Below are 25,098 nucleotides of genomic sequence, written 5' to 3' on the forward strand. Positions count from 1 at the left end.
AGGAATCGGGGGCGTTGGTGTGTCCTCACCCCCTTCTACGGAGGATCCGACATGCCGATCACCGGCATATCCACCGGCCCGTCCCGCCGCACCGTCCTCGCCGCCGCCGGCGCCACGGCCGCCCTCGCCGCCGCCGGTACGGTCGTCGCCACCGCGCCCGCCGCCCACGCCGCGTCCCCCACGCTCCCGAACGGCACCAGCAAGGACAAGGTGCTCGTCGTCGGCATGGACGGCCTGCGGTACGACAGGATCGACGCGGCCAAGGCCCCGACCCTCAAGTCCCTGATGGCGAACGGCACGTACGGCCTGTCGCTGCTCTACGCCAACCCGATGGCCGCCACGTCCTCCGGCCCCGGCTGGTCCACCATCTCCACCGGCGTCTGGCCCGACAAGCACGGTGTGAAGGACAACACCTTCGCCGGCAAGAACTACGCCCAGTACCCCGGATTCCTGGCCCGGTTGAACCAGATCCGCCCCGAGCTCTCGCTCTTCGCGGCCGTCGACTGGCCCGAGCTCGACACGCACGGCACGGTCACCCCCGGCGCCGACGCCAAGCTCGTCTACAACAACAACTACGTCGTCAACGACAAGGTGATCACCGACATCACCGAGGACATCCTCCGGAACCAGAACCCGGACGTCCTCTTCGTCTACTTCGGCGAGACCGACGAGATCGGCCACAACTACGGTGCCAGGAGCACCAAGTACCTCGACGCCATCGACGTCCAGGACGGCTACCTCGGCCGGCTCCTCGCCGCGATCAAGGCCCGCCCGTCGTACGCGACCGAGCGCTGGACGGTCGTCGTCACCACCGACCACGGCCATGTCGACACCGGCGGCCACGGCGGCTCCGCCATCGAGGAGCGCCGTACGTTCGTCCTCGCCCAGGGCCCCGGCATCGCCGCCGGCGCCCGCCCCATCGACACGCGCCTCGTCGACGTCGCCGCCACCGTCTTCCACCAGCTGGGCGTCGTCCCCGACCCCTCCTGGGGCCTGGACGGCAAGCCGATTCAGGAGCGCTCCACCGACCCCTTCGACGCGCTGCACTCCTCCCTCTCGGGCCGGGTCGACGAGACCGGCATCCCGGCAGGCGTCCTCGGCTTCACCCACACCGCGCCCAGCGGCTGGTCCGTCATCAACAACGCCATGGGCACCGGCGGCATGACCGAGTGGCGCGGCTGGGCGTTCGCCACCGACGAGTTCTGGTCCCGCACCCAGCGCGACCAGTCCCGCGAGCTCAACGTCCGCGCGCGCGGCGTCTTCGCCGTCGCCGACTCCGACGAGTGGGCCGACAAGACCTTCTCCGGTACGTACGACTCGACCCTGGTCACCCCCGCGTACAACGTCTCCGGCAAGACGAAGGCGACCCTGGACTTCACCACGTTCTACCGTCAGGAGGGCAGCCAGACCGCCCAGGTCCTGGCGTCCTTCAACGGCGGCACGCCGACCGTCGTCAAGAGCTACACCGCCGACGTGATCTCCCAGCCCCAGTCGCTCACCGTGAACGTCCCCTCCGGGGCGTCCAGCGTGAGCTTCCGTTTCCGCTACACCGGTTCCAACAACTGGTACTGGGTGATCGACGGGGTCAAGGTCACGACTTCCTGATTAGGCTGGGGGCGTCGCCACAGCGCTGTCGCGGCGCCCCCAGCACACCGCACGATTTCTGTACGGCAGGAGTCCCCGCACATGGCAGAGCGCAAGCCGATCGAATCCTGGCTCACCGACATGGACGGCGTCCTCATCCACGAGGGTGTCCCGATCCCCGGCGCCGACGCGTTCATCAAGAAGCTGCGGGAGACCGGGAAGCCCTTCCTGGTGCTCACGAACAACTCGATCTACACCGCCCGCGACCTGCACGCCCGTCTCGCCCGCATGGGCCTGGACGTGCCCGTGGAGAACATCTGGACCTCGGCGCTCGCCACCGCCCGGTTCCTCGACGACCAGCGCCCCGGCGGCACCGCCTACGTCATCGGCGAGGCCGGCCTGACCACCGCGCTGCACGACATCGGTTACGTCCTCACCGACCACGACCCGGACTACGTGGTCCTCGGCGAGACCCGGACGTACTCCTTCGAGGCCATGACCAAGGCGGTCCGGCTCATCAACGCCGGCGCCCGGTTCATCTGCACCAACCCCGACGAGACCGGCCCCTCCCTCGAAGGCCCACTGCCGGCCACCGGCTCCGTCGCCGCGCTGATCACCAAGGCCACCGGCAAGGACCCGTACTTCGCGGGCAAGCCCAACCCGCTGATGATGCGCACGGGCCTCAACGCGATCGGCGCCCACTCCGAGTCCAGCGCCATGATCGGCGACCGGATGGACACCGACATCCTGGCCGGTCTGGAGGCGGGCATGCAGACCTTCCTCGTGCTCACGGGACTGACGAGCAAGGCGGAGATCGACCGCTTCCCGTTCCGCCCCTCCAAGGTCGTCGACTCGATCGCCGACCTCGTGGACCGCGTGTAGCACCCCGGGTCGGCCCCCCCGGCCGGGCCCCTGCGGATGCGAAACGACCGGAACCGGGTGAACCTGCCACTACCAGGAGGTCACGATGCGTTCAGGTCCCATTGCTCTCCGTGCCGCAGGGGCGGCCGCCATCCTGGTACTGGCACCCACGGCCGGTACCGCCTTCGCCGGAGACGGCGTCAAGGTCACCGTCACCCCGTCCACCGCCAAGCCCGGCGCCGATGTCGACATCCGCGTCCAGGGCTGCAAGGGCACCACCGGCGCCGCCAAGTCCCGGGCGTTCGTCGCCGACGCCGAGCTCACCGGCCGTGACGGGGGCGACTACCCCCTCTTCGGCGACACCACGATCAAGTCGAGTCTCGAGCGCGGCACGTACAAGGTCAGCGTGACCTGCGACGGCCGCGAGCACCGTGACGTCGGTGTGGTCCACGTCGAGAAGGGGCACAAGCCCGAGCCGACCCACAAGCCCACGCACGAGCCGACCCACCACCAGCCGACCCACGAGCCCACACACCACCAGCCGACCCACCACTCGAGCCCGTACGCCCCGGTCCGGGCCGGTGGTGGCGGCGCGGCCCTGGCGGTTCCGGCGGCACCCGCCGCACCCGGTGTCGCGCAGACCACGACCGAGAGCGGCCTCGGTACCCCGTACACCCTGGTCGGCCTGGGCATGGCCGCGATCGCGGCGGTGGCCGTCGCCTTCCGCAGCTCGCGCCGCCGTCGTACGGGCACGGCGCCGGGCTCGGCGCCGGGCTCGGACTGACCGTGTCCGCCGCGAGCCGCCCGGCCGGCAGTGGGCGGATGCTGACCGGCGTGGCCTGGGCCGTCCTGCTCCTGGGGCTCTGGCTCTGGGGCCGCGAGATCACCGACGGGCCGGGCGGCAGCTCGGCGCCGACCACCGGCGACATAGCCGCGGTCGGCCGCCCGCTCGGCGTCCCGCTGCCCCCGGCGCACCGCCCGATGCACCCCGCCGAACCGCGCCGGGTGGAGATCCCCTCCCTCGGCATCGCGGCGCCCGTCGTCGGGCGCGGCCTGGACGCTACGGGCGCGGTGGACCCGCCGCCGTTCGAGATGCCGCACTCCGTCGGCTGGTTCCGCACCGGCACCCAGCCGGGCGCCGAGGGCGCGGCCCTGTTCGTCGGACATGTCGACACCGAGACGAAGCCCGCCGTCTTCTACGGGCTGAGTTCCGCGCGCCCCGGCGCCACGGTCGAGGTGACCCGGACGGACGGCTCGGTCGCCGAGTTCACCATCGACGACGTCCAGGTCGTCCCGCGGGAGCGGTTCGACGCCCGGAAGGTGTACGGGCAGCGCCAGGCCGACCGCGCCGAACTGCGCCTGATCACCTGCGGCGGCACCTTCGACCGCAAGGCCGGGGCGTACACGGCGAACGTGGTCGTCTCCGCGTATCTAACGGGGACGGGCAAGGCCTGACCACCGGGCCCGGCCGGCGGACCACGCCCCGCGCGCCCGCCGGCCGGGCCGGTCCTCGACCACGGGCGCGCGGGCTGCGGGAGAAGCCCGGCGCCGCCGCGGGAGGTTCGGGTGCCGCTCACTCTAGAACGCACGTCCACCCCCGGCCCAGACCTCCTTTGTGCCACGATTGTCCCGAACGGTTCCGTACACCCAAGGGGGAGTGGATGTACGTACGTCGCATCGCGCTGTTCGGGGTCGCCGCCCTGCTGCTCACCGGATGCACGTCGACCGGCGGCTCGGGGGACGGCGGGGACAAGAACACGGCGGCCACACCGCCCTCCGGTACGCAGCAGCCCAAGGAGACGGACCCCTTCTGGGTCAACCCGCAGGGCAAGGCGGCCCGGCAGCTGGCCGCGTACGTGAAGGCGGGGCGCGCCGCGGACGCCGAACTCGTCGAGAGGATCGCCTCGCAGCCCGCGGGGGAGTGGGTCGGCACGGAGCGGCCCGAGGACGAGACCAGAGCGTTGACGGAGGCCGCCCACAGGGCCGACCGGGAGGCTCTGCTCGTCCTCTACAACATCCCGCACCGTGACTGCGGCCAGCACTCCGCGGGCGGCGCGGCCGACGCCGGCGCCTACCGCGACTGGGTGGAGAAGGTCGCCCGGGGCATCGGGGAGCGGCGCGCCACCGTCGTCCTGGAGCCGGACGCGGTGATGCACATGGTCGACGGCTGCACCGAGCAGCAGTACCACGAGGAGCGGTACGAGCTCCTGAAGGCCGCCGTGCAGCGGCTGAAGCGCCAGCCGGCCGTCACCGTCTACCTGGACGCGGGGAACGCGGGCTGGGGCAAGCCCGAGGAGATCTTCCAGCCGCTGCGGCGCGCGGGCATCGCGGAGGCCGACGGCTTCGCGGTCAACGTCTCCAACTTCCAGACCACCGAGGCCAGTACGGCCTACGGCAAGCAGCTGTCGGCCCGGATCGGCGGCAAGCCCTTCGTCGTCGACACCAGCCGCAACGGCAACGGCCCCTACACCGAGGGCGATCCGCGGGAGAACTGGTGCAACCCGCCCGGCCGCGCGCTCGGCGAGCCGCCGACCGTCCGCACCGCCGACCCGCTGGTCAAGGCGTATCTGTGGATCAAGCGGCCCGGGGAGTCGGACGGCGACTGCAAGGGCGGTCCGAAGGCGGGGGAGTGGTTCGAGGGGTACGCGCTCGACCTGGCCCGCGGCGCCGAGTAGCGCCCCTCAGGGCACCTCCACCCAGCGCGCCTGGGAGGGGGTGCCCCCGGCGTCGGTCACGAACAGCATGTACCAGCCGGAGGGCACCAGGGCGCGGTTCTTGGGTACGCCCAGCTCGATCTTCCCCGCGGTCTTCTTGAGCGTCAGCGCGATCGTGCGCTGGTCGACGTCGGTGACATGGGTGACGGCGCTCGGCCGGATCAGCTTCGCCGAGGTGATCGCCGCGGCCTGCTCCGCACGGAACACCCCGGTGGTGCCGCGGGCGATCCTGCGCGGGCCCTCACCGAGTTCGGGCCGGTCGCCGCGCCCGTACAGATAGGGCGGGGAGTAGAGCTCGATGCGCTGCTCGAAGACGCCGGGCCGGGTGTTCGCCGGGTCGGAGAAGAGCGAGTCCGAGCCGAAGATCATGACCCGCCCGTCGGGGAGCAGCAGGGAGCCCGAGTGGTAGTTGCGGCCCACCCTCGGGTCGGCGACGCGCGTGAACGTGCCCGTCCTCGGGTCGTACGTCCGTGCCTGGAGGACGTCGGAGCCGCCGCGGCCCCGGTAGTCCTCCGAGCCGCCCGTGACGAACACGGTGTCGTCCGGGAGCAGCGAGGCGCTGGGATAGCGGGTGCCCTTCTCGAGGGCCGCGCCGTCACGGAAGCGCGGGGCCGCGGCCTTGAGGTCGACGAGCCGGGTCTTCGCGCTGGCCTTGTCGGACTCGCCGACCCCGCCGCCGCCGATCACCATGAACCGCTGGTCCTGGGCGGGCGGCAGCATCACCGTCGCGGAGGTCTCCATGCGATCGGGGTCACTCAGTCCGGGGACCTTGGTGAAGGTGTTCGTGCGCAGGTCCCAGATCCCGGGGTCGCGGCCGACGTCCGCGGGCCCGTAACCGGCGTTCGACCCCGAGTAGAAGAGCCTGCCGTCCGCCATCAGGAAGATCGCCGGATAGGTCGGGAAGCGCCGCTCGACCCCGGTGTACGTCCACTTCTTCGTCCTCGGATCGTAGATCTCGTCCTTGCCGGGGACGATCTGCCCGATCTCGTCGAGCCCGGAGAGGGCGAGGACCCGGCCGTCCTTCAGCGTGGTGAGCGTGGGGTACCAGCGGGCCTCGTTCATCGGGTCGACGGTCACGTACTTCTCGGCGACCGGATCGAACTCGTAGGCCTCCCTGATCCCCTGGAAGTCCTTCTTGTCCAGGGCGAGCTTCTGTGCGATGCCGTAGACGTTGCGGGCGTCGGAGCCCTTCATGCCGGCCACCCGGTAGTTGTCCTCGGTGCCGGTCTCGTACGCCTTCCCGGACCGTTCGGCCTCGACGTAGATCCGGCCGAGGCCGGGGGTGTTGTGGAGGAATCGCCCGGTGTTCCTGTCGAAGACCTTGGTGGCCCGCTCGACCAGGACGGGGTCCTTGGAGACGAAGGTCTTCCCGTTCGCCTTCCCGGTGAAGCGGGTGCCGGCGGGCAGGGTGATCGGCTTGTCGGGGTCCTCGTTGTGGACGATCATCAGGCCGCCGGCCTTGGTGACATCGCCCTCGAGCTTCTCGTACCGCTTCGTCCCGCCCGCCACCAGCAGCTTCCCGTCGGGGAGTTGGGTGTGTCCGGCGCAGAACATGTCCTTCGGGGTCGGGATCTTCTTGAAGTTCCCCGTCTTCGGATCCCACAGCACCGACTCGAACTTCTTCGCGTCGAAGTTCTTCTGGTTGTTCCCCGAGCCCGCGATCAGCAGCACCTTCCCGGTGTGCAGCAGGGCCGCGTGGATGGCGTTGACCCGGAAGTCGGCGGGCACGTCGAGAAACTCCCAGCGCCCGTTCCGTGCCTTGTACTCGGGTCGGTCGATCGCGTACTCGTGGTACCGCTCCGAGCCGAACCGCCACAGCGCCGGCCCGTTCATCCCGGCGACCGCGACGATCACCGCGGCTCCGATCGCCACCCGTCGGACGCGGTTGCGACGCGCGTTGGCGATCATTCCTTACGCCCTCCCAGCGCGCTCTCCATGGGCTTCCCGGCGGGCTCGGCCCACCGGGGCCGCTGCGCCGGTACGTGCACGGGCGCGGCCGGCGCCTCGGCCACCCGTCGCCGCTCCACGCGCATGCCGTACCGCCAGGCGACGATCGGCGCGGCCGTGATCAGCAGCGCCAGCGAGGCCCAGGTGATCATCGCGGGGTGGTCGTGCCCGAAGAAGAACGACGAGGCGAGCGAACCGCCGAAGACGACGATGAAGAAGAGGTGGATCCGGAAGGTGCCGAAGAGGGTGTCCGGGCTTGAGGAGTCGCCCTTGGGCGTCACCACGAACGAGCTCTTCCGCCGCAGCACCGCGTCCATCAGCGAGCGGGCGTAGATCGGTGCGGAGAGCGCGGACATCGCCATGCCGGCCAGACCGCCGGACCCCTCGGGCTCGTGCGGCGAGACGTTGTGGCGCCGGTTCCAGATGTAGAGCCCGATCTGGAGCGCGGAGGCGTTGCCGTACAGCATCGTCCACATCGCCGGGTCGATCTGGACGCCCGAGGCGCCCATGCCCAGGAAGAGGGCGCAGCTCAGCGCGGCCAGGATCCAGTTGAGGGCCGACATCGGATAGAAGATGATCATCATCGTGTAGTTGAAGAGCTTGCCGGGCGGCAGCGTCCCGAAGCCCTTCCAGTACTGCTTGAGGATCGTCTCGTACGTGCCCCGGGACCAGCGCAGCTGCTGGGTGAAGAAGTCGGTCCAGGCGGTGGGCCCCTCGCCGACGGCGAGCACGTCGGGCGTGTACACCGAGCGCCACTTCCGGCCCGTGGCGGGGTTGCGGTGCCGGTGCATCTCGAAGCCGGTCGCCATGTCCTCGGTGATCGAGTCGTACAGTCCGCCGATCTGCTTGAGCGCCCGGATCCGTACGGCGTTGGAGGTGCCGACGAACATCGGCGCGCCGTAGCGGTTGCCCGCGCGCTGGATCAGGGCGTGGAAGAGGAACTGCTGGGACTCGGCGGCCTTGGTGACGAAGGTGTCGTAGTTGCCGTAGACCTGCGGTCCGATGACGAAGCCGACGTCCGGGTCGCGGAACCAACCCAGCATCCGCTCCAGGTAGTTGGGGAGCGGGACGTGGTCGGTGTCGACGGAGGCGAAGAAGTCGTAGTCGTCGCCGTGCGCCTGGAGCCAGGCGTTGTAGTTGCCGTGCTTGGTCTTCGCGCGGTGCGGGCCCTTGGTCTGGTTCCAGGCGGGCACGCCCTTGCGGGAGAAGTGGCGCACCCCGAGCCGGGCGCAGACCGCCTTGACCTCGGGGTCGTCCCCCTCGTCGAGCAGCCACACGTGCATCGGTCCGCGGTGGCGGATCTTCACGGCCGCCTCGAGGGTCTTCGTCACCATCGCCAGGGGCTCCTTGCCCGGGACGAAGGAGGTGAGGAACGCGACCCGGGTGCCGGCCTCCGGGACCACCGGGACCGGATCGCGGGCGACCAGGGTCGCGTGCGCGTTCGACAGGACGTTCATGGTGCGGAAGAGCTCGATCAGACCGATCGACACCAGCATCACGATGTCGAGGGCGCGAAGCAGGTCGTCGTCGAGGTTCGGGTCCCGCTCGGTCCAGTGCTGAGGCTGCATCAGCCAGACGAACAGGCCCAGCGACACGAGCGGCGCGGCGCCCAGCAGGAGAGCGGCCCGGAGCCGGTGCGGCTCCTGGGAGAGCAGCGAGCGGTAGCGCACCCGGTAGGGCTTCGTCGGATCGGGCTCGGTCAGTGGCCCGGCGAGTCGGCTGTAGTGCTCGTAGTCGTAGCGTGGCAGTGCCGTCACGGAGCGGAGCCGAGTACCCCCGGCGGGCGTCCATGCAGACGTCATGAGTCCATTCCCCCCGTGCGCGATCGCGGGCGGGGCCCCCACCCCGCACTCGACGCGACCACGCGTCGCCCCCAACCCCCCAGGGACCAAGCCAGAGTCCACGACCCCGCTTCTTGATCGCAAGGGCGAAACAAGCTGTTTACCGCCCAAAGCCGGGCGCTCTGGTTCTGCTGTGACGAAAGGGATGCCACAGCCTCATGGGACGACCGAAGCCCCCTCACCGATGGTGAGGGGGCTTCGACTCTGCGTGCGCCGCCAGGGACTCGAACCCCGGACCCGCTGATTAAGAGTCAGCTGCTCTAACCAACTGAGCTAGCGGCGCCTGCTGACCTGCACAACTCTACCCGACGTCCGGGGGTGCTCCTGACCATTGCCGGCCCCTTCCGGCCTGTCGGATGGTCGTATCAGGCCTTCGATCCGTCAAAATGCGATTTGTCCAGACAGTTGAGACACTGGCGCCCGTGCACCAGCGCCAAAAGATCTTGACGAGTGTGGAGGGGAATCGCATGAGTGTGCCGGTCTTCGTGGAGTTCGAGCCCGCGGCCGACTGCGGCTGCGCGGGCTGCGCCCAGCAGCGGCGCGATCTTGCCCTTGGCCTGCCCGTACGGGCAGGCGGTCACCCGGCGGCGCACGGAGCGCGCCGCGCGCTGGTCCTGGTCACGGCGGCGGGCGTGGTCCTCGGCGGCGGGGGAGCGGGCGCGCTCGCCCTGCCCGCCGATCCGGCGGCGCCCGTCACCCCGGCGGACCTCACGACGGACCTCGCGGCGGGGGAGGCGGGGGCGGCGGGGGTGGCGGCCGGCCCGGGGCCCGACACCCCGCAGGGCGGCGCGGGCCCGCTGCACGGGGCGCCCGGCCCCGGCCCGCAGCCGGCACCCGGCGCCACCCCGACGAACAGTCAGGTCTCGGCCCAGTCCCTGCGGAAGGCCACCCGCGCCGAGATCATCAACCGCGCCAAGCGGTGGGTGGGCGCCCAGGTCCCGTACTCGATGGAGAAGTACTGGTCGGACGGGTACCGCCAGGACTGCTCGGGCTACATCTCGATGGCGTGGAACCTGCGCGGCAACGAGTGGACCGGCAGCCTGGACCGCTTCGGCGAGCGGATCGACCGTACGGAGCTCCAGCCCGGCGACATCCTCCTCTTCCACAACCCGGCCAATCCGACCAGGGGCTCGCACGTCACGATCTTCGGCGGCTGGACGGACTACACGCACACGTCGTACCTCGCGTACGAGCAGACCAAGCCGCGCACGCGCCGGCAGGCCACGCCGCTCGCGTACTGGAACAACGGGGACCGCTATGTGGCCTACCGCTACAAGGGCGTGGTCCGCGGTGGGAGTGGTGGCAGCGGTGTCAGCGGCGGAGGCGCGGGAGGCTCGTCCGCGACCGCGACCCCCTACCCGGGTACGGCGATGTTCGGCCCCGGCGCGAACAACGCGTACGTCACCCAGCTCGGGCGGCTGCTGGTCGAGCGCGGTGGCAAGAAGTACTACAGCCAGGGCCCCGGTCCGCGCTGGGGCGAGGCGGACCGGCGGGCGACCCAGGCGTTCCAGCGGGCGCAGGGCTGGAAGGGCCAGGAGGCGGACGGGATGCCCGGGCCGCAGACCTGGCGTCTCCTGGTGACCGGCCAGGGCAGGAGCATCGGCGGTTCGAGTGGTTCGGGCGCTCCGAGCGCGAATGTGCCGGGCTTCCCCGGGCGTGGCTACTTCCGTCCGGGCCAATCCAACGCATATGTGGAGAAGCTGGGCAAACAGCTGGTGAAGCGGGGCTTCGGCAAGCACTACCTGTCGGGTCCCGGTCCGCGCTGGAGCGAGGCGGACCGTCGCAATGTCGAGGCGTTCCAGCGGGCACAGGGATGGCGCGGCGGCGCGGCCGACGGCTACCCGGGCCCGGAGACCTGGCGGCGCTTGTTCCGATGACCCCGAGAACATGAGGTGGACCCCATGACCCGTTCGACCCCAACCCCCGACTCGGGCCCGGCGGCGAGCCGTGACGCGGCCAGATCGGCGATCCGCCTGACGGACGAGACCCGCGCCGCGTCGAGACCGAGGCCGTCGACCATGGAACCGCGCGACGCCACGGCGGCCGGGGGCGCGGCGGGTTCCGCTGCTGCGCCGTCACCGGCCTCGGCCGAGCGCGCTCCGGCTCCGCCGGAGGCGCCGGGCGAGCCGGCGGTCAGGGAGGGTCCGGTTGCTCCGACTGGGGTCGGCTCCGGGCCGGGCGAGCGGGGCGCCGCGTACGGGCCGGGCCCGAGTGGCGGCGGGTCGGGCTCGGGTACTCCGGGCGGCTCGGTGCCGGGTGGCGACGGGCCGGTTGCCGCGGCGCCGGCCGACTCGGTGCCGGGTGAGCGGGGGGCTGGGTACGGGCCGGGGTCGAGCTCGGGCGGGTCGGGTGCGGGTGCTCCGGCGTCGACGCCGGCCGGCTCCGTGTCGGGTGAGCGGGGGGCTGGGTACGGGCCCGGCGCGAGCAATGGCGGGCCGAGCTCGGTTGCCGCGGTGTCGACTCCCGCCGGCTCGGTGCCGGGTGAACAGGGCGCCGGGTGCGGGCCGGGCCTGAGCCCGGGTGGAGCGGCTCCCGTCGGCTCGGGGTCGGTGCCGTCGGGCGAGCGGGCCGCCGCGGCCGCGGACGTTCCGGAGGCCGGGGCGCCGGGAACGGACGCGCTCCGGGCGCGGTCCGCGCCGACACATGGCGTCGCCGGTGCCGGCGCGGCTGACGCGCGGCGCCCGCTCGCGGAGAGCGCCGCTTCCTCCTCGACAGCGGCGGGCCTGGCGGGTTCGGCGTCCGCGCCGACCTCGGGGGCGGTGGATGACGGCACGCACTCCACCGCGGCCCGCCCTTCCGGCGAAGCCGGTCCCGTGGGTGCGGGGCGGACGGAAGCCGCCACCCGTACGCAGCCCGCCGCGGGCGGTTCGGCATCCCGTCCCGGCAAGCCGACGGCATCGGCTGGTTCGGCGGCCCCGTCGGATACGGCGGCAACTCGGCCCGGCACGTCGGCGACCTCGTCGGGCCCGCCGACCGCTTCGGTTGGCTCGGCAACCCGGGCCGGCGCCCCGGCAGCCCCCGGGGGTGCGGCGGGCCGTGCCGATTCGACCAGCGCTTCGGGCGGTTCGGCGCCCTCGTCAGGCGCGACGGCCACATCGGGTGGCTCGGGTCCGGGGGCGGCCGGGTCGACGGCCTTCGCCGGTACGGCGTCGGCCTCGGCGGCTTCCGCTCAGGGGGCCTCGGACACCCGACCCGCGTCGACGCCCCCCGGCGGTCCCGACAACCGACCCTCCGGGTCCACCGCCCCCGCAGGTCCCACCAACCGACCCTCCGGGTCCCCCGCCCCCGACAGTCCGGCGACCCGTCCCGACGCCCTCGGGGCCACCGGGCGTCTGTCCGATCTGCGGAGGATCGTCGGGGCGCGGGTCGGGGTCATCGCCCTGCCCGTGGCCGCCGACGCGCCGGCCACGGCGCAGGCGCAGGCGGCCGCCCAGGCGCCGCGTGCCGCCGGGCGGCGGAGGACGGTGATCGGGGCCGAGACGACCGGGTCGATCCCCGTGCACCTGCTCTTCCGCGACGAGCCCGAGCCCGAGCCCGACCCGGACGACGACGGCGGGCCCGCGACGATCGCCATGGCACCCCCCGTCGTGGCCAAGGCCGTCATCCCCGCCCCCACCCGCCCCGAGCCCTCCCGCCCCGCGCCCACCGCCGACCCCAAGCTCGTCGAGCGCGACGGCGCCGTCCTCCCCGGGTGGATCGGAGTCGTCGGCGGCCTCCTCGCGCTCGCCGGATGCGCGGCCGTCGTGTGGTGGGCCGGGGCCGTGCCCGAGCAGCTCGCGCAGATGCTCCGGCTGCCCCCGCGTCCGTACGCCGGCATCCACCTCGGCCAGTGGGCCCTCCTCGCCCTCGGCGTGCTCGCCACCCTCTTCTTCTTCGGCGGCCTGGGCCGCGGCCGCGTCGGCTACGCCTGGGTCCTCACCCTCTTCGGCGACTACCGCGGCAGCGTCCGCCGCACCGGTCTCGTCTGGGTCAGCCCCCTCCTCCTGCGCCGCCGCGTCGACATCCGCCTCCGCCACTGGCGCAGCGAGCCGCTCTCTGCGGTGGACGCCAAGGGCACGGCCCTCAACGTCGTCGTCCTCGTCGTCTGGCGCATCCGGGACACCGTCCGCGCCGCCCTCGGCGTCGACGGCCACGAGGAGTACCTGCGCGAGCAGGTCGAGGCGGCGATGGCGCGGGTCCTGTCCCAGCTCCCGGCGGACGCCTTCCACGAGGACGCCCCGACCCTGCGCGACGCCGAGGCCGTCGGCGAGGCGCTGACCCGGATGCTCTCGGCGGAGTGCGCCCCGGTGGGGATCGACGTGTTCTCGGCGCAGCCGACCCGTATCGAGTACGCCCCCGAGATCGCGGCCGCGATGCAGCGTCGCCGGATCGCCGCGATCGACGCCAAGCACCGGGACAGCGTGCTGACCTCCGTCGTGGACGCGGTGGACGACGTGGTCCACCGGCTGACCACGCGTGGTCTGGTCGAGCTGGACGACTACGAGCGCAAGGCGCTGGTCAAGGACCTGACGGTGGCGTTCTACACCGGCCGCACCGGCCCCGTAGAAGGCGCGTGACTGGTATGGACATGTCCAACTTCCGTCAATACCTTGGTACTTGGTCTAGACCGGAATAAGCACTACCGCACGCGTGCAGCACAGCTCGGAACTCCCCCACGTTCACCAGGAGCGACAGCATGCGCAAAAAGATAGGCCTGGCGGCGGTGGCGCTCGGCGTCGCCGGCGCCTCCCTCTTCGCCACGAGCACCGCCAGCAGTCACGGCTACACCGACTCCCCGATCAGCCGCCAGAAGCTCTGCGCCAACGGCACCGTGACCAACTGCGGCTCCATCCAGTGGGAGCCGCAGTCCGTCGAGGGCCCCAAGGGCTTCCCGGCCGCCGGTCCCGCCGACGGGAAGATCTGTTCCGCCGGTCTCACGCAGTTCGCCCAGCTCGACGACCCGCGTGGTGGCGCCTGGCCCACCACGAGGCTCACCTCGGGCCAGAGCCACACCTTCCGCTGGCAGTTCACGGCCCGTCACAGCACCACCGACTTCAAGTACTACATCACCAAGAACGGCTGGAACGGCACCCAGAAGCTCACCCGGGCCGCCCTCGACCCGCAGCCGTTCCTCACCGTCCCCTACAACAACGCGCAGCCGCCGGCCACGCTCTCGCACTCCGGGACCATCCCGGCCGGCAAGACCGGCAGGCATCTGATCCTGGCGGTCTGGACGATCGCGGACACCGGGAACGCGTTCTACGCCTGCTCGGATGTTCAGTTCTGACGGATAGTCAGTTACCGTCCGGCGTATGACCGTGGCGGAGCTCGTGCAGCGTCAGTGGGGCGATCACAGGGTCGGTCTGAGGAGCCATGAGACGGTCCTCACCCACCACCAGGTCGCCGCCGGAGCCGCCGCGCGGGCCGCGCTGCTCGTCGATCTGCTGCCCCGGGGTGCCGAGCCGCACCTCGGGGTGCTCCTCGACAACACGCCGGAATTCCCGCTCTGGCTCAGCGCGGCGGCCCTCGCCGGGGCCGCCGTCGCCGGCATCAACCCCACGCGCCGGGGCGCCGAACTGGCCCGCGACATCGTCCACACCGACTGCCGTGTCCTGGTCACCCAGCGCGCGTACCTTCCCCTGCTCGACGGGCTCCCCCTGCCGGGCGTACGCGTCCTGGTGACCGACACCGACGCGTACCGGGCGCTCCTCACCCCCTTCGAGGGCGCGAAGCCCGGCGAGGCGGTGGCCCGCCCGGTGCGCCCCGACAGCCGCATGCTCCTCTACTTCACCTCCGGCTCGACCGGTGCGCCCAAGGCGGCGATCTGCAGCCAGGGCCGCCTCGCGGCCGCCGGCGCGTCGCTCGTCTCCCACTTCCGGATCCGGCCCGAGGACGTGCACTACATCTGCATGCCGATGTTCCACGGCAACGCGGTCATCGCGGACTGGGCCCCGGCGCTCGCCGCCGGCGCGGGCGTGGCGTTGCGCGCCCGGTTCTCGGCCTCCCGCTTCCTGCCGGACGTCCGGGAGTTCGGGGCGACCTACTTCACCTACGTGGGGCGGGCCGTGCAGTACCTGCTCGCCACACCGCCGCGCCCGGACGACCGCGACCACCGGCTGCGCCTCGGCTTCGGTACGGAGGCGGGGGCGGTGGACGCGGCCCGCTTCGAGGAGCGGTTCGGGGCCCGGCTCGTGGAGGGGTACGGCTCCTCCGAGGGCGGGGCGGCGATCCAGCGGACCCCGGACACCCCGACCGGGGCCATCGGCCGGGCGGCACCGGGCGACGACCTCGCGGTGGTGGACCCGGCGACCGGCGAGGAGTGCGCGCCCGCCGTCCTCGCACCCTCCGGCCGGCTCCTCAACGCCGCCGCGGCCATCGGCGAGCTGGTCAACCGCGGCCGGAACCCCTTCGAGGGCTACTGGCGCAACCCCGAGGCGGAGGCGGCCCGGCTGCGCGGAGGCTGGTACTGGACCGGCGACCTCTTCTACCGGGACGCCGACGGCTTCCTGTACTTCGCGGGGCGCGCCGACGACCGGCTCCGGGTCGACAGCGAGAACCTCGCCGCGGCCGTGATCGAGCAGATCCTGTCCCGCTGGGAGCGTGCGGCGGGCGTCGCCGTCTACGCGATACCCGACCCGGTCGCGGGGGACCAGGTGATGACGGCGATCGCCCTGCGCGAGGGTGCCGCCTTCGACCCGGCCGCCTTCCAGGAGTTCCTCGCCGCCCAGCCGGACCTGGGCACGAAGATGCCCCCACGTTTCGTACGCCTCGTCCCCACGCTGCCCCTGACGGCCACGAACAAGATCCACCGCGTGGCCCTGCGCCGAGAGTCCTTCCTCTGCGAGGACCCGGTCTGGTGGCGCCCGGAGCCGGGACGCCCGTACGAGCCCCTGACACCGGCGGCCGTCACCGCCCTCCACACCGCCTACGCCGCCCACGGCCGCACACCCCGAGGCCCCGGCGCCCCGGGGTAGGGCCAGGCATACCCCCGTACACCCACCAGACCGATGGCCCCGCCCCGCGACCGCCCCCTACCGTGGCCCCATGTCGCCCCGAACCCCCTGGCAGGCCCTCACCCGGCCCGGTTTCCCGCGCAGTGACTGGCCCTGGCGCTCGGCCGGCTATCTGGCCACCGGGGTGATCACCGGCGCGCCGGCTCTCCTCGTCCTGCTCCTCCTTGTCGTCTCCTCCTTCGTCCTCGTCGGGCTGCCGCTCCTCCTCCTCGCCGGGGTCGCCCTCGGCGGCATCGAGCGCCGCCGGCTCCGGCTCGTCGACCTCGACCCGGCCGCCGATCCGCACCGGGTCCCCGACGCCCCCGGCCTCGCCGCCTGGCTCCGCGTCCGCGTCCGGGAACAGGCCACCTGGCGGGAGCTCGCGTACGCCGTCCTGCACGCCACCGTCCTGTGGTGGCTCGACCTGATCGTGCTCGCCGTGGCCCTCGGGCTGCCCGCCGCGCTGATCAGCACGCCCCTCCAGCTCGCCGTCGACGGCCACGAGGCCAAGGTCGTCAAGGCGTACCTCGTCACCTCCTATCCGCAGGCGTTCGCCGCCGCCCTCCTCGGGGCGGTGCTCCTCGTCGCCCTCCTCTATCCACTCGCCGCTCTCGCCGGTGCCCGCGCCGCCCTGAGCCGCGCCCTGCTCGCGCCCCGCGAGGCCGAGCTGCGCGACCGGATCGGCGAGGTCACCGCGTCCCGGGCGCGGCTCGTCGACGCCTTCGAGGCCGAGCGGCGCCGGATCGAGCGCGATCTCCACGACGGCGCCCAGCAGCGCCTGGTCGCCCTCACCATGACGCTGGGGCTCGCCCGCCTCGACGCCCCGCCGGGACCGCTCGCCGACCAGCTCACCCAGGCCCACGCGGAGGCCGGGCGGGTCCTCACCGAGCTGCGCGAACTCATCCACGGCATCCATCCGCAGGTGCTCGCCGACTACGGCCTCGGCGCTGCCCTCACCGACGCCGCCGACCGCTCCGCCGTCCCCGTCGACTCGGACATCGACCTGCCCCGGCTGTCCACCGCCGTGGAGAGCGCCGGCTACTTCGCCGTCTGCGAGGCCCTCGCCAACATCGGCAAGCACAGCGGCGCCACCGAGGCCCGGATCACCGCCCGGCACGAAGGCTCCCTGACGATCACGGTCGAGGACAACGGCCGCGGGGGCGCGGACCCGCATCACGGGACCGGCCTCACCGGACTCGCCGACCGGCTCGCCGTCCTCGATGGCACACTGACGATCACCAGCCCGGCCGGCGGCCCGACCCTCCTGCGAGTGGAGATCCCTTGTCCCGCACTGCCCGATCGCTCCGCGTCGTCCTCGCCGAGGACAGCGTCCTCCTCCGCGAAGGGCTGATCGGTCTGCTCGCCCGCTTCGGCCACGAGGTCGTCGCCGCGGTCGGCGACGCCGACGGTCTGCACGCGGCCGTCACCGAGCACGAGCCGGACATCGTCGTCACCGACGTGCGGATGCCGCCCGGTTTCCAGGACGAGGGGCTGCGCGCCGCGGTCGCCCTGCGCGCCGACCGCCCCGGTCTGCCCGTCCTCGTCCTGAGCCAGTACGTGCAGCGGACCTACGCCGCCGACCTCCTGGACGCGGGCGACGGCACCGGCGTCGGCTACCTCCTCAAGGACCGGGTCGGCCAGGTCGAGGAGTTCCTGGACGCCCTCACCCGGGTCGCGGACGGCGGCACGGTCGTGGACCCCGAGGTCGTACGGCAGCTGCTGCGCCGCCATCGCGACCCGCTGGAGGCGCTGACCCCGCGCGAGCGCGAGGTCCTCGCGCTGGTCGCCGAGGGGCATTCGAACGGGGAGATCGCCCGCCGGCTCGTCGTCACCGAGGCGGCCGTCGGCAAGCACATCGGCAACATCCTGGGGAAGCTGGACCTGCCGCCCGCCGAGGACACCCACCGCCGGGTCCTCGCGGTCCTCACGTACCTGCGGGCGTAGGGAGCGTCCCCTACGAAAGCACGAAGAAGCCCCCCGCCTGCGCGAGGGGCTTCTTCCGTCTGTGCGCCGCCAGGGACTCGAACCCCGGACCCGCTGATTAAGAGTCAGCTGCTCTAACCAACTGAGCTAGCGGCGCCTGCTGACAGAGAAAATACTACCTGGTCCTCGGGGGTGGTTCCGACCACCACCTCCGAGGACTGGATCACATCTCTCCGATCGGCTCAGATCGCCAGCGAGAGCACCACCGGCGCGGCCCTGCGGTTGAGCGTGTCGGCCGCCGATCGCAGTCGGTGGGCGTGCTCGATCGGGAGGGAGAGCGCCAGGCATCCCACGGCCGCACCGGCCGTCAGCGGGACCGCCGCGCAGACCGTGCCCACGGCGTACTCCTGGAGATCGAGCACCGGGACCGTCGGCGGCTGGCTGTCCAGCTTGGAGAAGAGCACCTTCTCGTTGGTGATCGTCCGGGACGTCAGTCGGGCGATCTTGTGCCGCGAGAGGTGGTCCCGGCGGCCGTTCTGGTCCAGCTGGGTCAGCAGGCACTTGCCGACCGCGCTGGCGTGGGCGGCCGAGCGGAAGTCCACCCACTCGTTGACCTTGGGTGTGCGCGGGCCGTCGGCGAACTGGGTGATCTTCACCTCGCCGTCGATGTACCGGCTGATGTAGACCGCCGCGCCGACGGAGTCGCGCAGCTCGGTCAGCGTCTCCTGGAGTTTCTGCTCCAGGGCTTCGCGGCGCGTCAGCCCCGAGCCCAGGAGGACCAGGGAGTCGCCGATCACATAGGCGCCGTCGGCGACCTGCTCGACGTACCCCTCGCGACGGAGCATCAGCAGCAGGGAGGACAGATGGGCGACGGGCAGACCGGTCTCACGAGCGATCTGGACGTCCGTCACGCCGCCACCGTGCCGTGAGACCGTCTCAAGGACGCGCAGGGCGTATTGCACCGAGTGGAACGGCGCAGTGGGCTCGGGCTTCAGCGCCACGGTTTCCCCCTACCAGGTTGTGACCGCAAGCTTCCGTACCACGATAGCCGTCAAGCTCCCTTTTCGGGGCGGCTGTTGGCGAGATTGATGCGGCGCCCCAGCGTCATACGCTGGGGCGCACCACCCTGGCATATGCCATGGTCACAGCACCGCACGAGAGTCTGAGGTCAGAGCACCGCGCCCAAGAACTCGCGAGTACGCGGATGCTCGGGAGCCGAGAAGATTTTTTCTGGAGAACCGGACTCGATCACCCGTCCCTCGTCGAACATCAGGACCTCGTCCGAGATGTCACGGGCGAAATTCATCTCGTGCGTCACACAGATCATGGTGATGTCCGTCGTCTCCGCGATCTCCCGGAGAAGATCCAGAACACCGGCGACGAGTTCCGGGTCGAGCGCGGAGGTCACCTCGTCGAGCAGGAGCACCTTCGGTTCCATCGCGAGCGCCCGCGCGATGGCGACCCGCTGCTGCTGACCACCGGACAACTGCGCGGGCCTGGCCTCGCACTTGTCGCCGAGACCGACCATGTCGAGCAGCTCGCGCCCGCGCGCCTCGGCCTCCTCCCGGCTCTTCCCGAGCGTCCGGACGGGCGCCTCGGTGATGTTGCGCAGGACGGACATGTGGGGGAAGAGGTTGAAGTGCTGGAAGACCATCCCGATCTTCTTCCGCACCTCGCGCCGGTGCTTCTCGTCGGCCGGGTGCAGCTTCCCGCCGTTGACCCGGATGGTGCCCGCGTCGGGCTTCTCCAAGGTCATCAGGAGCCGCAGGATCGTCGTCTTTCCGGAACCGGAAGGTCCGATCAGCGTGACGTGCTTGCCGGGACGCACCGAGAAGTTGAGGTCGTCGAGGACCGTCTGGTCCCCGAAGCGCTTGGTGACGTTCTCGAATCGAATGAGGTCATGGGCGGATTCAGTGGCTTCGACGGCTTCAGTGGGCAAGGCGGCGCTCCAGAGTACGGACGAGCAGGGAAGCGGGATACGCGATCAGGACAAAGGCCACGCCGACCACCGTGAGCGGCTCGGTGTACTGGAAGGTGGCCGCCGACTCCAGCCGGGACTGCTGGAGGAGCTCCAGCACGCTGATTCCGGCCAGCAGCGGGGTGTCCTTCAGCATCGCGATGACGTAGTTGCCGAGCGCGGGCGCGATCCGGCGCAGGGCCTGCGGAAGGATCACCGTCAGCCAGGTCCGGTGGCGCGGCAGGCTGAGCGCCTTCGCCGCCTCCCACTGCCCGGCCGGTACGGCGTCGATGCCGGCCCGGTAGACCTGCGCGGTGTACGTCGAGTAGTGCAGCCCGATCGCGAGCGTGCCGGTCGTCAGGGCGGAGAACTGCACGCCCCACTCCGGCAGCACGAAGAAGAGGAAGAACAGCTGCACCAGCAGGGGAGTCGTGCGGACGAACTCGGTGACCGCGTGCACCGGCCAGCGCACGAGCCGGCTGCGGGCCCGGAAGCCCAGCGCCCACACCAGACCCAGCGTGAACGAGATCAGCGAGCCGAGCACCAGCACCTGAAGCGTGACGAGCAGGCCGTCCCAGAAACGCGGCATGAAGTCCGCCACCGCGGACCAGTCCCAGTTCACTTGGCCACCACCCCCAGGTTCGCCTTGCCGCGTCGCTCCAGCGCCTTCATCGAGCGGGTGATCGCCAGCGCGATCACGAAGTACACGACCAGCGTCACGGTGTAGATTCCGCCGCTCTCCTGGGTCGCGAGCCGCACCAGATACGCGGCGAAGGAGACGTCCCCGACACCGAGCAGCGAGACCAGAGCGGTGCCCTTGAGCAGCTCGACCAGCAGATTGCAGAAGGACGGGATCATCTCGGGCACGGCCTGCGGGAGCAGCACGAGCCGCAGCCGCTGCCAGGGCGTGAAGCTGAGCGCGACCCCCGCCTCGCGCTGCGCCTTCGGTACGGCGTTCAGGCCGCCGCGCACGATCTCGGCGCCGTACGCCCCGTAGGACAGGCCGAGCGCGAGGATCGCCGCCCACATCGGGACGAGCTGCCAGCCGACCAGCGGCGGCAGGACGAAGAAGAGCCAGAACATCAGGATCAGCGCGGAGGTGCCGCGGAAGACCTCGGTGTAGAACCCGGCCAGGAAACGGACGGCACGGGAGCGGTGGGTACGGGCGGTGCCGACGGTGAAGGCGACCAGCGCGGCGAGCGCGGCGGAGGCGATCAGGAGCTGGAGGGTGATCCAGATGCCGGGCAGGACCCAGTTCTGCCAGAGTCCTGCGGTCATCGGCACAGCTCCTCGGCGGTCAGCGTGGTCATCTCGGCCTCGGTGAAGCCGAAGCGCCGCAGGATCCGGAAGAGCTCGCCGCTCTTCTTCATCCGGTGCAGCTCGGCATTGAAGGCGTCCCGCAGACCGGCGTCCGTGGGACGGAAGGCGAAACCGCCGCCGTCGATCTTCCGCTCGCCGTCGACGACGGCGGCGAAGGGCTCGGTCGCCTCGGCCTTGGCGGACTTGCGGACGACCGAGCGTGCGGTCAGGGCGGTACCGGCGAAGACGTCGACGCGGCCGGACTCGACCGCGTTCAACCCGGCGACCTGGTCCTGAAGGATCACGATGTCCTTCTCCGGGTAGCCGGCGGCCACCGCGTAGGCGATCTCGGCGTATCCGCTGCCGGTCGCGAAGCGCGCCTTCGCGCGCACCACGTCCTCGTACGAGCGGAGCTTCTTCGGGTTGCCCTTGCGGACGATGAAGGAGTCGAGCATCTGGTACTCGGGGTCCGCGAACAGCACCTGGGCGCAGCGGTCCTTGTTGATGTACATCCCGGCGGAGACGACGTCGAACTGCTGGGAGTTGAGTCCGGGGATGAGCGAGGCGAAGTCGGTGGCCACGGGCTGGACGTCCGTGATCCCGAGCCGACCGAAGATCACCCGGGCGAGCTCGGGCGCCTCACCGGTGAAGGCGCCCTGCTCGTCGACGTAGCCGTACGGCACCTCGCCCGCGATGCCGAGGCGGACGGTGCCCTGGGATCTGAGCCGGCCGAGCGTGTCGCCGGAGGCGACGCGTGCGCAGCCCGCGGCCGCGGTCGTGGCGGCGGCCGCTGTCCCCCACAGCACCGTCCGCCGGCGTATCTGGTTCGTTGATCGAGGCATGGGCGCGCGGCTACCCGAAGCCGAACAGCTCATTCCTGCGGACCCGCGGAATAACCGGAGACCGCCTCCTGTTCTGCTTCCTCGTACGTACGTCTTTTGGGCAGAAGGGTCGGCACACGGTGAGCGACGCGATTCGGGGCACGGCACACGGGGACTCGCCCGTACCGCTGTCCGTACTGGACCTGGTGACCGTCGGCAGCGGCCGGACCGCGAGCCAGGCGCTGGCCACCAGCGTCGAGATCAGCAAGCTGGCCGAGCGACGCGGCTACCACCGCCACTGGGTCGCCGAGCACCACTCCATGCCCGGCGTCGCCTCCTCCTCGCCGGCCGTGATCCTGGCCCATCTCGCCGCCCACACCCGCCGCATCCGGCTCGGCTCGGGCGGCGTCATGCTCCCCAACCACGCCCCGCTGGTGATCGCCGAGCAGTTCGGCACGCTGGAGGCGTTCGCCCCGGGCCGCGTCGACCTCGGGCTCGGCCGCGCGCCCGGCACGGACGGCGCCACGGCGGCGGCCCTGCGCCGGACCCAGACGCTGAACGAGGGCGCGGACGACTTTCCGCAGCAGCTCGCCGAGTTGACCCGGTTCCTGGACGACGACTTCCCGGACGGCCATCCGTACGCCCGGATCCACGCCGTGCCCGGCCCGGTGCAGGGGCCTTCCGGGCGCCCGCCGATCTGGCTGCTCGGCTCCTCCGGCTTCAGCGCGCGCCTCGCCGGGATGCTCGGCCTGCCGTTCGCCTTCGCCCACCACTTCTCCGCGCAGAACACGATCCCCGCGCTCGACCTCTACCGGGACTCCTTCCGTCCCTCGGAGGTCCTCGACGCGCCCTACGCGCTCATCGGTGTCGCGGCACTCGCCCACGAGGACCCGAAGGAGGCCCGCCGCCAGGTCCTCACGGGAGCGCTGTCGATGCTGCGACTGCGCACGGGCCGGCCGGGCCTGATCCCGACGCCGGAGGAGGCGGAGGCGTACCCCTTCAGCCCGACGGAGCGGGAGTTCGTGGACAGCTGGCTGGCGAACATCGTCTTCGGCACGCCGGACGAGGTGCGGACGGGTCTGGACGATCTGCGCAAGCGGACCGGCGCCGACGAGCTGATGATCACGGCCAACGCGCACGGCGGCGATGTCCGGCTGCGCAGCTACGACTTGATCGCGGACGCGTACGGGATGCCGGACGCGGTCGGCCCGGCGGAGTAAAACCTGGGTTTCCGCGGCCGGTTGGTTCACTCCGGAACCACCGACTCCGCCATCCCTAAGTGAACCTTAAACCGCTCGTCACCGATGGTGGCGGGCGGTTCCGCTTTGTGCTGCACCGCTCTGACAAGGGCTTTCGCTCGTCAATTGGTCTAGTCCTCAATCTGGTTCAGACCATTGACGTGCTGTTCACGCGGCGGCTATCACTTCTCCAACTGCTGTACCGCGTACCCCTCGTATCCCCCTCGGAGGCCGCACGTGCACCCCCGTAAGCCATTGATCGCCGGGCTCCTCACCACGGCCCTCGCCGCAGGAGCGCTCGCCGCGACCGTCGGCCTCGGCTCCGCCCAGGCGGCCGGCGCCGCCACCACCGCCTCGACCGGCGGCGTGAAGATCGCGTACTACGACCAGTGGAGCGTGTACGGGAACGCCTTCTACCCCAAGCACCTCGACACGCGGGGCATCGCGGGCAAACTGGACGTCATCAACTACTCGTTCGGGAACATCCACCCGACCGAGCTCACCTGCTTCGAGGCCAACAAGGCGGCCGGCGACGACGCCAACCCGAACGCCGGTGACGGCGCGGGCGACTCGTACGCCGACTACCAGCGCTCCTTCGCGGCCGCGGACAGTGTCGACGGCGTCGCCGACAAGTGGGACCAGCCGATCGTGGGCGTCTTCAACCAGTTCAAGGAGCTGAAGGCGAAGTACCCCCACCTGAAGATCAACATCTCGCTCGGCGGCTGGACGTACTCCAAGTACTTCCACGACGCGGCCAAGACGGACGCGAGCCGCAAGAAGCTCGTGGCCTCCTGTATCAAGCAGTACATCCAGGGCGACCTGCCGGTCGAGGGCGGCTACGGCGGTCCCGGCACCGCCGCCGGCATCTTCGACGGCATCGACATCGACTGGGAGTACCCGGGCTCGCCCGACGGTCACCTCGGCAACCACTACGGCCCCGAGGACAAGCAGAACTTCACGCTGCTCCTCGCCGAGTTCCGCAAGCAGCTCGACGAGTACGGCGCGGCGAACGGCGGCAAGAAGTACCTGCTGACCGCGGCCCTCCCGGCCGGCCAGGACAAGATCAAGAACATCGAGACGGACAAGATCGGCGCGTACCTCGACTACGCGAACATCATGACGTACGACATGCACGGCGCCTGGGACGGCGACGGGCCGACGTACCACCAGTCCCCGCTCCACTCCGGCGCGAACGACCCGACCGACCCCATCGCTCCGGGCACCGAGAAGTACTCGATCGACAACGCGATCGACTCGTGGATCGACGGCAAGCCGGCCTACGGCATCGCGGGCGGCTTCCCGGCGAACAAGCTGACGCTGGGCTACGAGTTCTACTACCGCGGCTGGAAGGGCGTCCCGGCCGGGGCGGCCAACGGCCTCGCGCAGCCGGCCACCGGTGCCTCGGCGGCCCGCCCGGTCAGCCAGCAGGCGGGCATCGCGCACTACAAGGAGCTCGGCGGCATCGTAGACAACGCGGCGACGACCTTCTGGGACGACCAGGCGAAGTCGGCGTACTTCTACAAGGACGGCGAGTTCTTCACCGGCCTCGACCAGCGGACGATCCAGGCCCGCGCCGACTACGCCCACGAGCGCGGCCTGGCCGGCGCGATGATGTACTCGCTCCTCGGCCTGGACGCCAACACCACGCTCTTCAACCAGATCGTGACTGCGGTCGGCGGCTCCCCGACGACCCCGCCGACCACCACGCCGCCCACCACGACGCCTCCGACCACCACCCCGCCCACCACGCCTCCGCCGACCACTCAGCCCCCGACCGGCTGCGGCTCCGTCCCGGCGTACGTGGCCGGCACCGTCTACACCGGTGGCAGCGTGGTCTCCCACAACGGCCGCAAGTGGCTGGCCCAGTGGTGGACGCAGAACGAGACGCCGGGCACGACCGGCGAGTGGGGCGTCTGGAAGGACCAGGGCGCCTGCTAGCTCC

The 25,098-nt window shown here is 71.5% G+C and carries 21 protein-coding genes and 2 tRNA genes; 13 read left to right on the plus strand and 10 right to left on the minus strand.

The window, feature by feature from the left end:
• Nucleotides 1-51 precede the first annotated feature (51 nt).
• From ACFV9D_RS17030 to ACFV9D_RS17050, 5 genes are all read left to right on the plus strand, one after another.
• Nucleotides 52-1,605 carry an alkaline phosphatase family protein gene (locus tag ACFV9D_RS17030; protein ID WP_385146181.1) on the plus strand — a complete coding sequence of 518 codons (1,554 nt, stop codon included), beginning with the start codon at nucleotides 52-54 and terminating at the stop codon, nucleotides 1,603-1,605.
• Between the two features lie 81 nt (nucleotides 1,606-1,686).
• A complete protein-coding gene (locus ACFV9D_RS17035) occupies nucleotides 1,687-2,466 on the plus strand; it encodes an HAD-IIA family hydrolase (RefSeq protein WP_385146183.1) in 780 nt (259 codons plus the stop codon).
• An 85-nt stretch (nucleotides 2,467-2,551) separates the two neighbouring features.
• Nucleotides 2,552-3,229, plus strand: a complete 678-nt coding sequence (locus ACFV9D_RS17040) for a hypothetical protein (protein ID WP_385146185.1) — start codon at nucleotides 2,552-2,554, stop codon at nucleotides 3,227-3,229.
• 38 nt (nucleotides 3,230-3,267) lie between these two features.
• Nucleotides 3,268-3,900, plus strand: coding sequence for a class F sortase (locus ACFV9D_RS17045; protein WP_385146398.1), 633 nt, complete (start codon nucleotides 3,268-3,270; stop codon nucleotides 3,898-3,900).
• A 206-nt stretch (nucleotides 3,901-4,106) separates the two neighbouring features.
• Complete coding sequence (locus tag ACFV9D_RS17050; RefSeq protein ID WP_385146187.1) at nucleotides 4,107-5,120, plus strand: glycoside hydrolase family 6 protein; 1,014 nt, start codon at nucleotides 4,107-4,109, stop codon at nucleotides 5,118-5,120.
• A gap of 6 nt (nucleotides 5,121-5,126) precedes the next feature.
• Here the strand turns inward: ACFV9D_RS17050 and ACFV9D_RS17055 are convergent, their stop codons facing one another.
• The 3 genes from ACFV9D_RS17055 to ACFV9D_RS17065 form a co-directional block, all read right to left on the minus strand.
• Nucleotides 5,127-7,067 carry a galactose oxidase-like domain-containing protein gene (locus ACFV9D_RS17055; protein ID WP_385146189.1) on the minus strand — a complete coding sequence of 647 codons (1,941 nt, stop codon included), beginning with the start codon at nucleotides 7,065-7,067 and terminating at the stop codon, nucleotides 5,127-5,129.
• On the minus strand, nucleotides 7,064-8,908 hold the full coding sequence (locus ACFV9D_RS17060) for a glycosyltransferase family 2 protein (protein WP_385146191.1): 1,845 nt from the start codon (nucleotides 8,906-8,908) through the stop codon (nucleotides 7,064-7,066). Before ACFV9D_RS17060 ends, ACFV9D_RS17055 begins: the two co-directional genes overlap by 4 nt.
• A 248-nt stretch (nucleotides 8,909-9,156) precedes the next feature.
• Nucleotides 9,157-9,230: transfer RNA gene (locus ACFV9D_RS17065), tRNA-Lys, on the minus strand.
• Nucleotides 9,231-9,414: 184 nt separating this feature from the next.
• Here ACFV9D_RS17065 and ACFV9D_RS17070 point away from each other — a divergent pair.
• A complete protein-coding gene (locus ACFV9D_RS17070; RefSeq protein WP_385146193.1) occupies nucleotides 9,415-10,824 on the plus strand; it encodes a peptidoglycan-binding protein in 1,410 nt (469 codons plus the stop codon).
• On the opposite strand, the gene ACFV9D_RS17075 is transcribed toward ACFV9D_RS17070, so the two are convergent.
• Nucleotides 10,785-11,720, minus strand: a complete 936-nt coding sequence (locus ACFV9D_RS17075) for a hypothetical protein (RefSeq protein ID WP_385146195.1) — start codon at nucleotides 11,718-11,720, stop codon at nucleotides 10,785-10,787. The two genes, ACFV9D_RS17070 and ACFV9D_RS17075, sit on opposite strands and share 40 nt — an antisense overlap.
• A gap of 613 nt (nucleotides 11,721-12,333) precedes the next feature.
• On the opposite strand from ACFV9D_RS17075, the gene ACFV9D_RS17080 reads away from it, so the two are divergent.
• The 5 genes from ACFV9D_RS17080 (at nucleotide 12,334) to ACFV9D_RS17100 (ending at nucleotide 17,862) form a co-directional block, all read left to right on the plus strand.
• Nucleotides 12,334-13,503 (plus strand): SPFH domain-containing protein, encoded by a 1,170-nt coding sequence (locus ACFV9D_RS17080; RefSeq protein WP_385146197.1) that lies wholly within the window; start codon nucleotides 12,334-12,336, stop codon nucleotides 13,501-13,503.
• A 119-nt stretch (nucleotides 13,504-13,622) separates the two neighbouring features.
• Nucleotides 13,623-14,213, plus strand: a complete 591-nt coding sequence (locus ACFV9D_RS17085; RefSeq protein ID WP_385146199.1) for a lytic polysaccharide monooxygenase — start codon at nucleotides 13,623-13,625, stop codon at nucleotides 14,211-14,213.
• Nucleotides 14,214-14,238: 25 nt separating this feature from the next.
• Nucleotides 14,239-15,900, plus strand: a complete 1,662-nt coding sequence (locus ACFV9D_RS17090) for an AMP-binding protein (protein WP_385146201.1) — start codon at nucleotides 14,239-14,241, stop codon at nucleotides 15,898-15,900.
• Nucleotides 15,901-15,970: 70 nt separating this feature from the next.
• Entirely contained in the window at nucleotides 15,971-17,269 is a 1,299-nt protein-coding gene (locus tag ACFV9D_RS17095; RefSeq protein WP_385146203.1) for a sensor histidine kinase, read from the plus strand.
• A complete protein-coding gene (locus ACFV9D_RS17100; RefSeq protein ID WP_385146205.1) occupies nucleotides 17,200-17,862 on the plus strand; it encodes a response regulator in 663 nt (220 codons plus the stop codon). Before ACFV9D_RS17095 ends, ACFV9D_RS17100 begins: the two co-directional genes overlap by 70 nt.
• Nucleotides 17,863-17,924: 62 nt before the next feature.
• Here ACFV9D_RS17100 and ACFV9D_RS17105 read toward each other — a convergent pair.
• The 6 genes from ACFV9D_RS17105 to ehuB all read right to left on the minus strand — a co-directional run bounded on the left by ACFV9D_RS17105 (nucleotide 17,925) and on the right by ehuB (nucleotide 21,939).
• Nucleotides 17,925-17,998 (minus strand) — tRNA-Lys (locus ACFV9D_RS17105).
• A gap of 85 nt (nucleotides 17,999-18,083) precedes the next feature.
• The gene (locus ACFV9D_RS17110) at nucleotides 18,084-18,842 is read right to left on the minus strand and encodes an IclR family transcriptional regulator (RefSeq protein ID WP_385146207.1); all 759 of its coding nucleotides are present in this window, start codon (nucleotides 18,840-18,842) and stop codon (nucleotides 18,084-18,086) included.
• Between the two features lie 167 nt (nucleotides 18,843-19,009).
• Nucleotides 19,010-19,780, minus strand: a complete 771-nt coding sequence (gene ehuA / locus ACFV9D_RS17115; protein ID WP_385146209.1) for an ectoine/hydroxyectoine ABC transporter ATP-binding protein EhuA — start codon at nucleotides 19,778-19,780, stop codon at nucleotides 19,010-19,012.
• Nucleotides 19,770-20,420 (minus strand): ectoine/hydroxyectoine ABC transporter permease subunit EhuD, encoded by a 651-nt coding sequence (gene ehuD / locus ACFV9D_RS17120; RefSeq protein ID WP_385146211.1) that lies wholly within the window; start codon nucleotides 20,418-20,420, stop codon nucleotides 19,770-19,772. Before ehuD ends, ehuA begins: the two co-directional genes overlap by 11 nt.
• Nucleotides 20,417-21,076, minus strand: a complete 660-nt coding sequence (gene ehuC, locus ACFV9D_RS17125) for an ectoine/hydroxyectoine ABC transporter permease subunit EhuC (protein WP_385146213.1) — start codon at nucleotides 21,074-21,076, stop codon at nucleotides 20,417-20,419. Before ehuC ends, ehuD begins: the two co-directional genes overlap by 4 nt.
• On the minus strand, nucleotides 21,073-21,939 hold the full coding sequence (gene ehuB / locus ACFV9D_RS17130) for an ectoine/hydroxyectoine ABC transporter substrate-binding protein EhuB (RefSeq protein WP_385146215.1): 867 nt from the start codon (nucleotides 21,937-21,939) through the stop codon (nucleotides 21,073-21,075). Before ehuB ends, ehuC begins: the two co-directional genes overlap by 4 nt.
• A 119-nt stretch (nucleotides 21,940-22,058) precedes the next feature.
• On the opposite strand from ehuB, the gene ACFV9D_RS17135 reads away from it, so the two are divergent.
• Nucleotides 22,059-23,138: an LLM class flavin-dependent oxidoreductase gene (locus ACFV9D_RS17135; protein WP_385146217.1), complete on the plus strand. Its 1,080-nt coding sequence runs from the start codon at nucleotides 22,059-22,061 to the stop codon at nucleotides 23,136-23,138.
• Between the two features lie 255 nt (nucleotides 23,139-23,393).
• On the plus strand, nucleotides 23,394-25,094 hold the full coding sequence (locus ACFV9D_RS17140; protein ID WP_385146219.1) for a glycosyl hydrolase family 18 protein: 1,701 nt from the start codon (nucleotides 23,394-23,396) through the stop codon (nucleotides 25,092-25,094).
• Nucleotides 25,095-25,098 lie beyond the last annotated feature (4 nt).

Source organism: Streptomyces sp. NPDC059875, from assembly GCF_042731085.1.
Classification (GTDB): Bacteria; Actinomycetota; Actinomycetes; order Streptomycetales; family Streptomycetaceae; genus Streptomyces.

Coding starts and splice junctions, on each gene's coding strand:
- ACFV9D_RS17030 (WP_385146181.1), top strand. CDS start 52: ATGCCGATCACCGGCATATCCACCGGCCCGTCCCGCCGCACCGTCCTC.
- ACFV9D_RS17035 (WP_385146183.1), top strand. CDS start 1,687: ATGGCAGAGCGCAAGCCGATCGAATCCTGGCTCACCGACATGGACGGC.
- ACFV9D_RS17040 (WP_385146185.1), top strand. CDS start 2,552: ATGCGTTCAGGTCCCATTGCTCTCCGTGCCGCAGGGGCGGCCGCCATC.
- ACFV9D_RS17045 (WP_385146398.1), top strand. CDS start 3,268: ATGCTGACCGGCGTGGCCTGGGCCGTCCTGCTCCTGGGGCTCTGGCTC.
- ACFV9D_RS17050 (WP_385146187.1), top strand. CDS start 4,107: ATGTACGTACGTCGCATCGCGCTGTTCGGGGTCGCCGCCCTGCTGCTC.
- ACFV9D_RS17055 (WP_385146189.1), bottom strand. CDS start 7,067: ATGATCGCCAACGCGCGTCGCAACCGCGTCCGACGGGTGGCGATCGGA.
- ACFV9D_RS17060 (WP_385146191.1), bottom strand. CDS start 8,908: ATGACGTCTGCATGGACGCCCGCCGGGGGTACTCGGCTCCGCTCCGTG.
- ACFV9D_RS17070 (WP_385146193.1), top strand. CDS start 9,415: ATGAGTGTGCCGGTCTTCGTGGAGTTCGAGCCCGCGGCCGACTGCGGC.
- ACFV9D_RS17085 (WP_385146199.1), top strand. CDS start 13,623: ATGCGCAAAAAGATAGGCCTGGCGGCGGTGGCGCTCGGCGTCGCCGGC.
- ACFV9D_RS17090 (WP_385146201.1), top strand. CDS start 14,239: ATGACCGTGGCGGAGCTCGTGCAGCGTCAGTGGGGCGATCACAGGGTC.
- ACFV9D_RS17095 (WP_385146203.1), top strand. CDS start 15,971: ATGTCGCCCCGAACCCCCTGGCAGGCCCTCACCCGGCCCGGTTTCCCG.
- ehuC (WP_385146213.1), bottom strand. CDS start 21,076: ATGACCGCAGGACTCTGGCAGAACTGGGTCCTGCCCGGCATCTGGATC.
- ehuB (WP_385146215.1), bottom strand. CDS start 21,939: ATGCCTCGATCAACGAACCAGATACGCCGGCGGACGGTGCTGTGGGGG.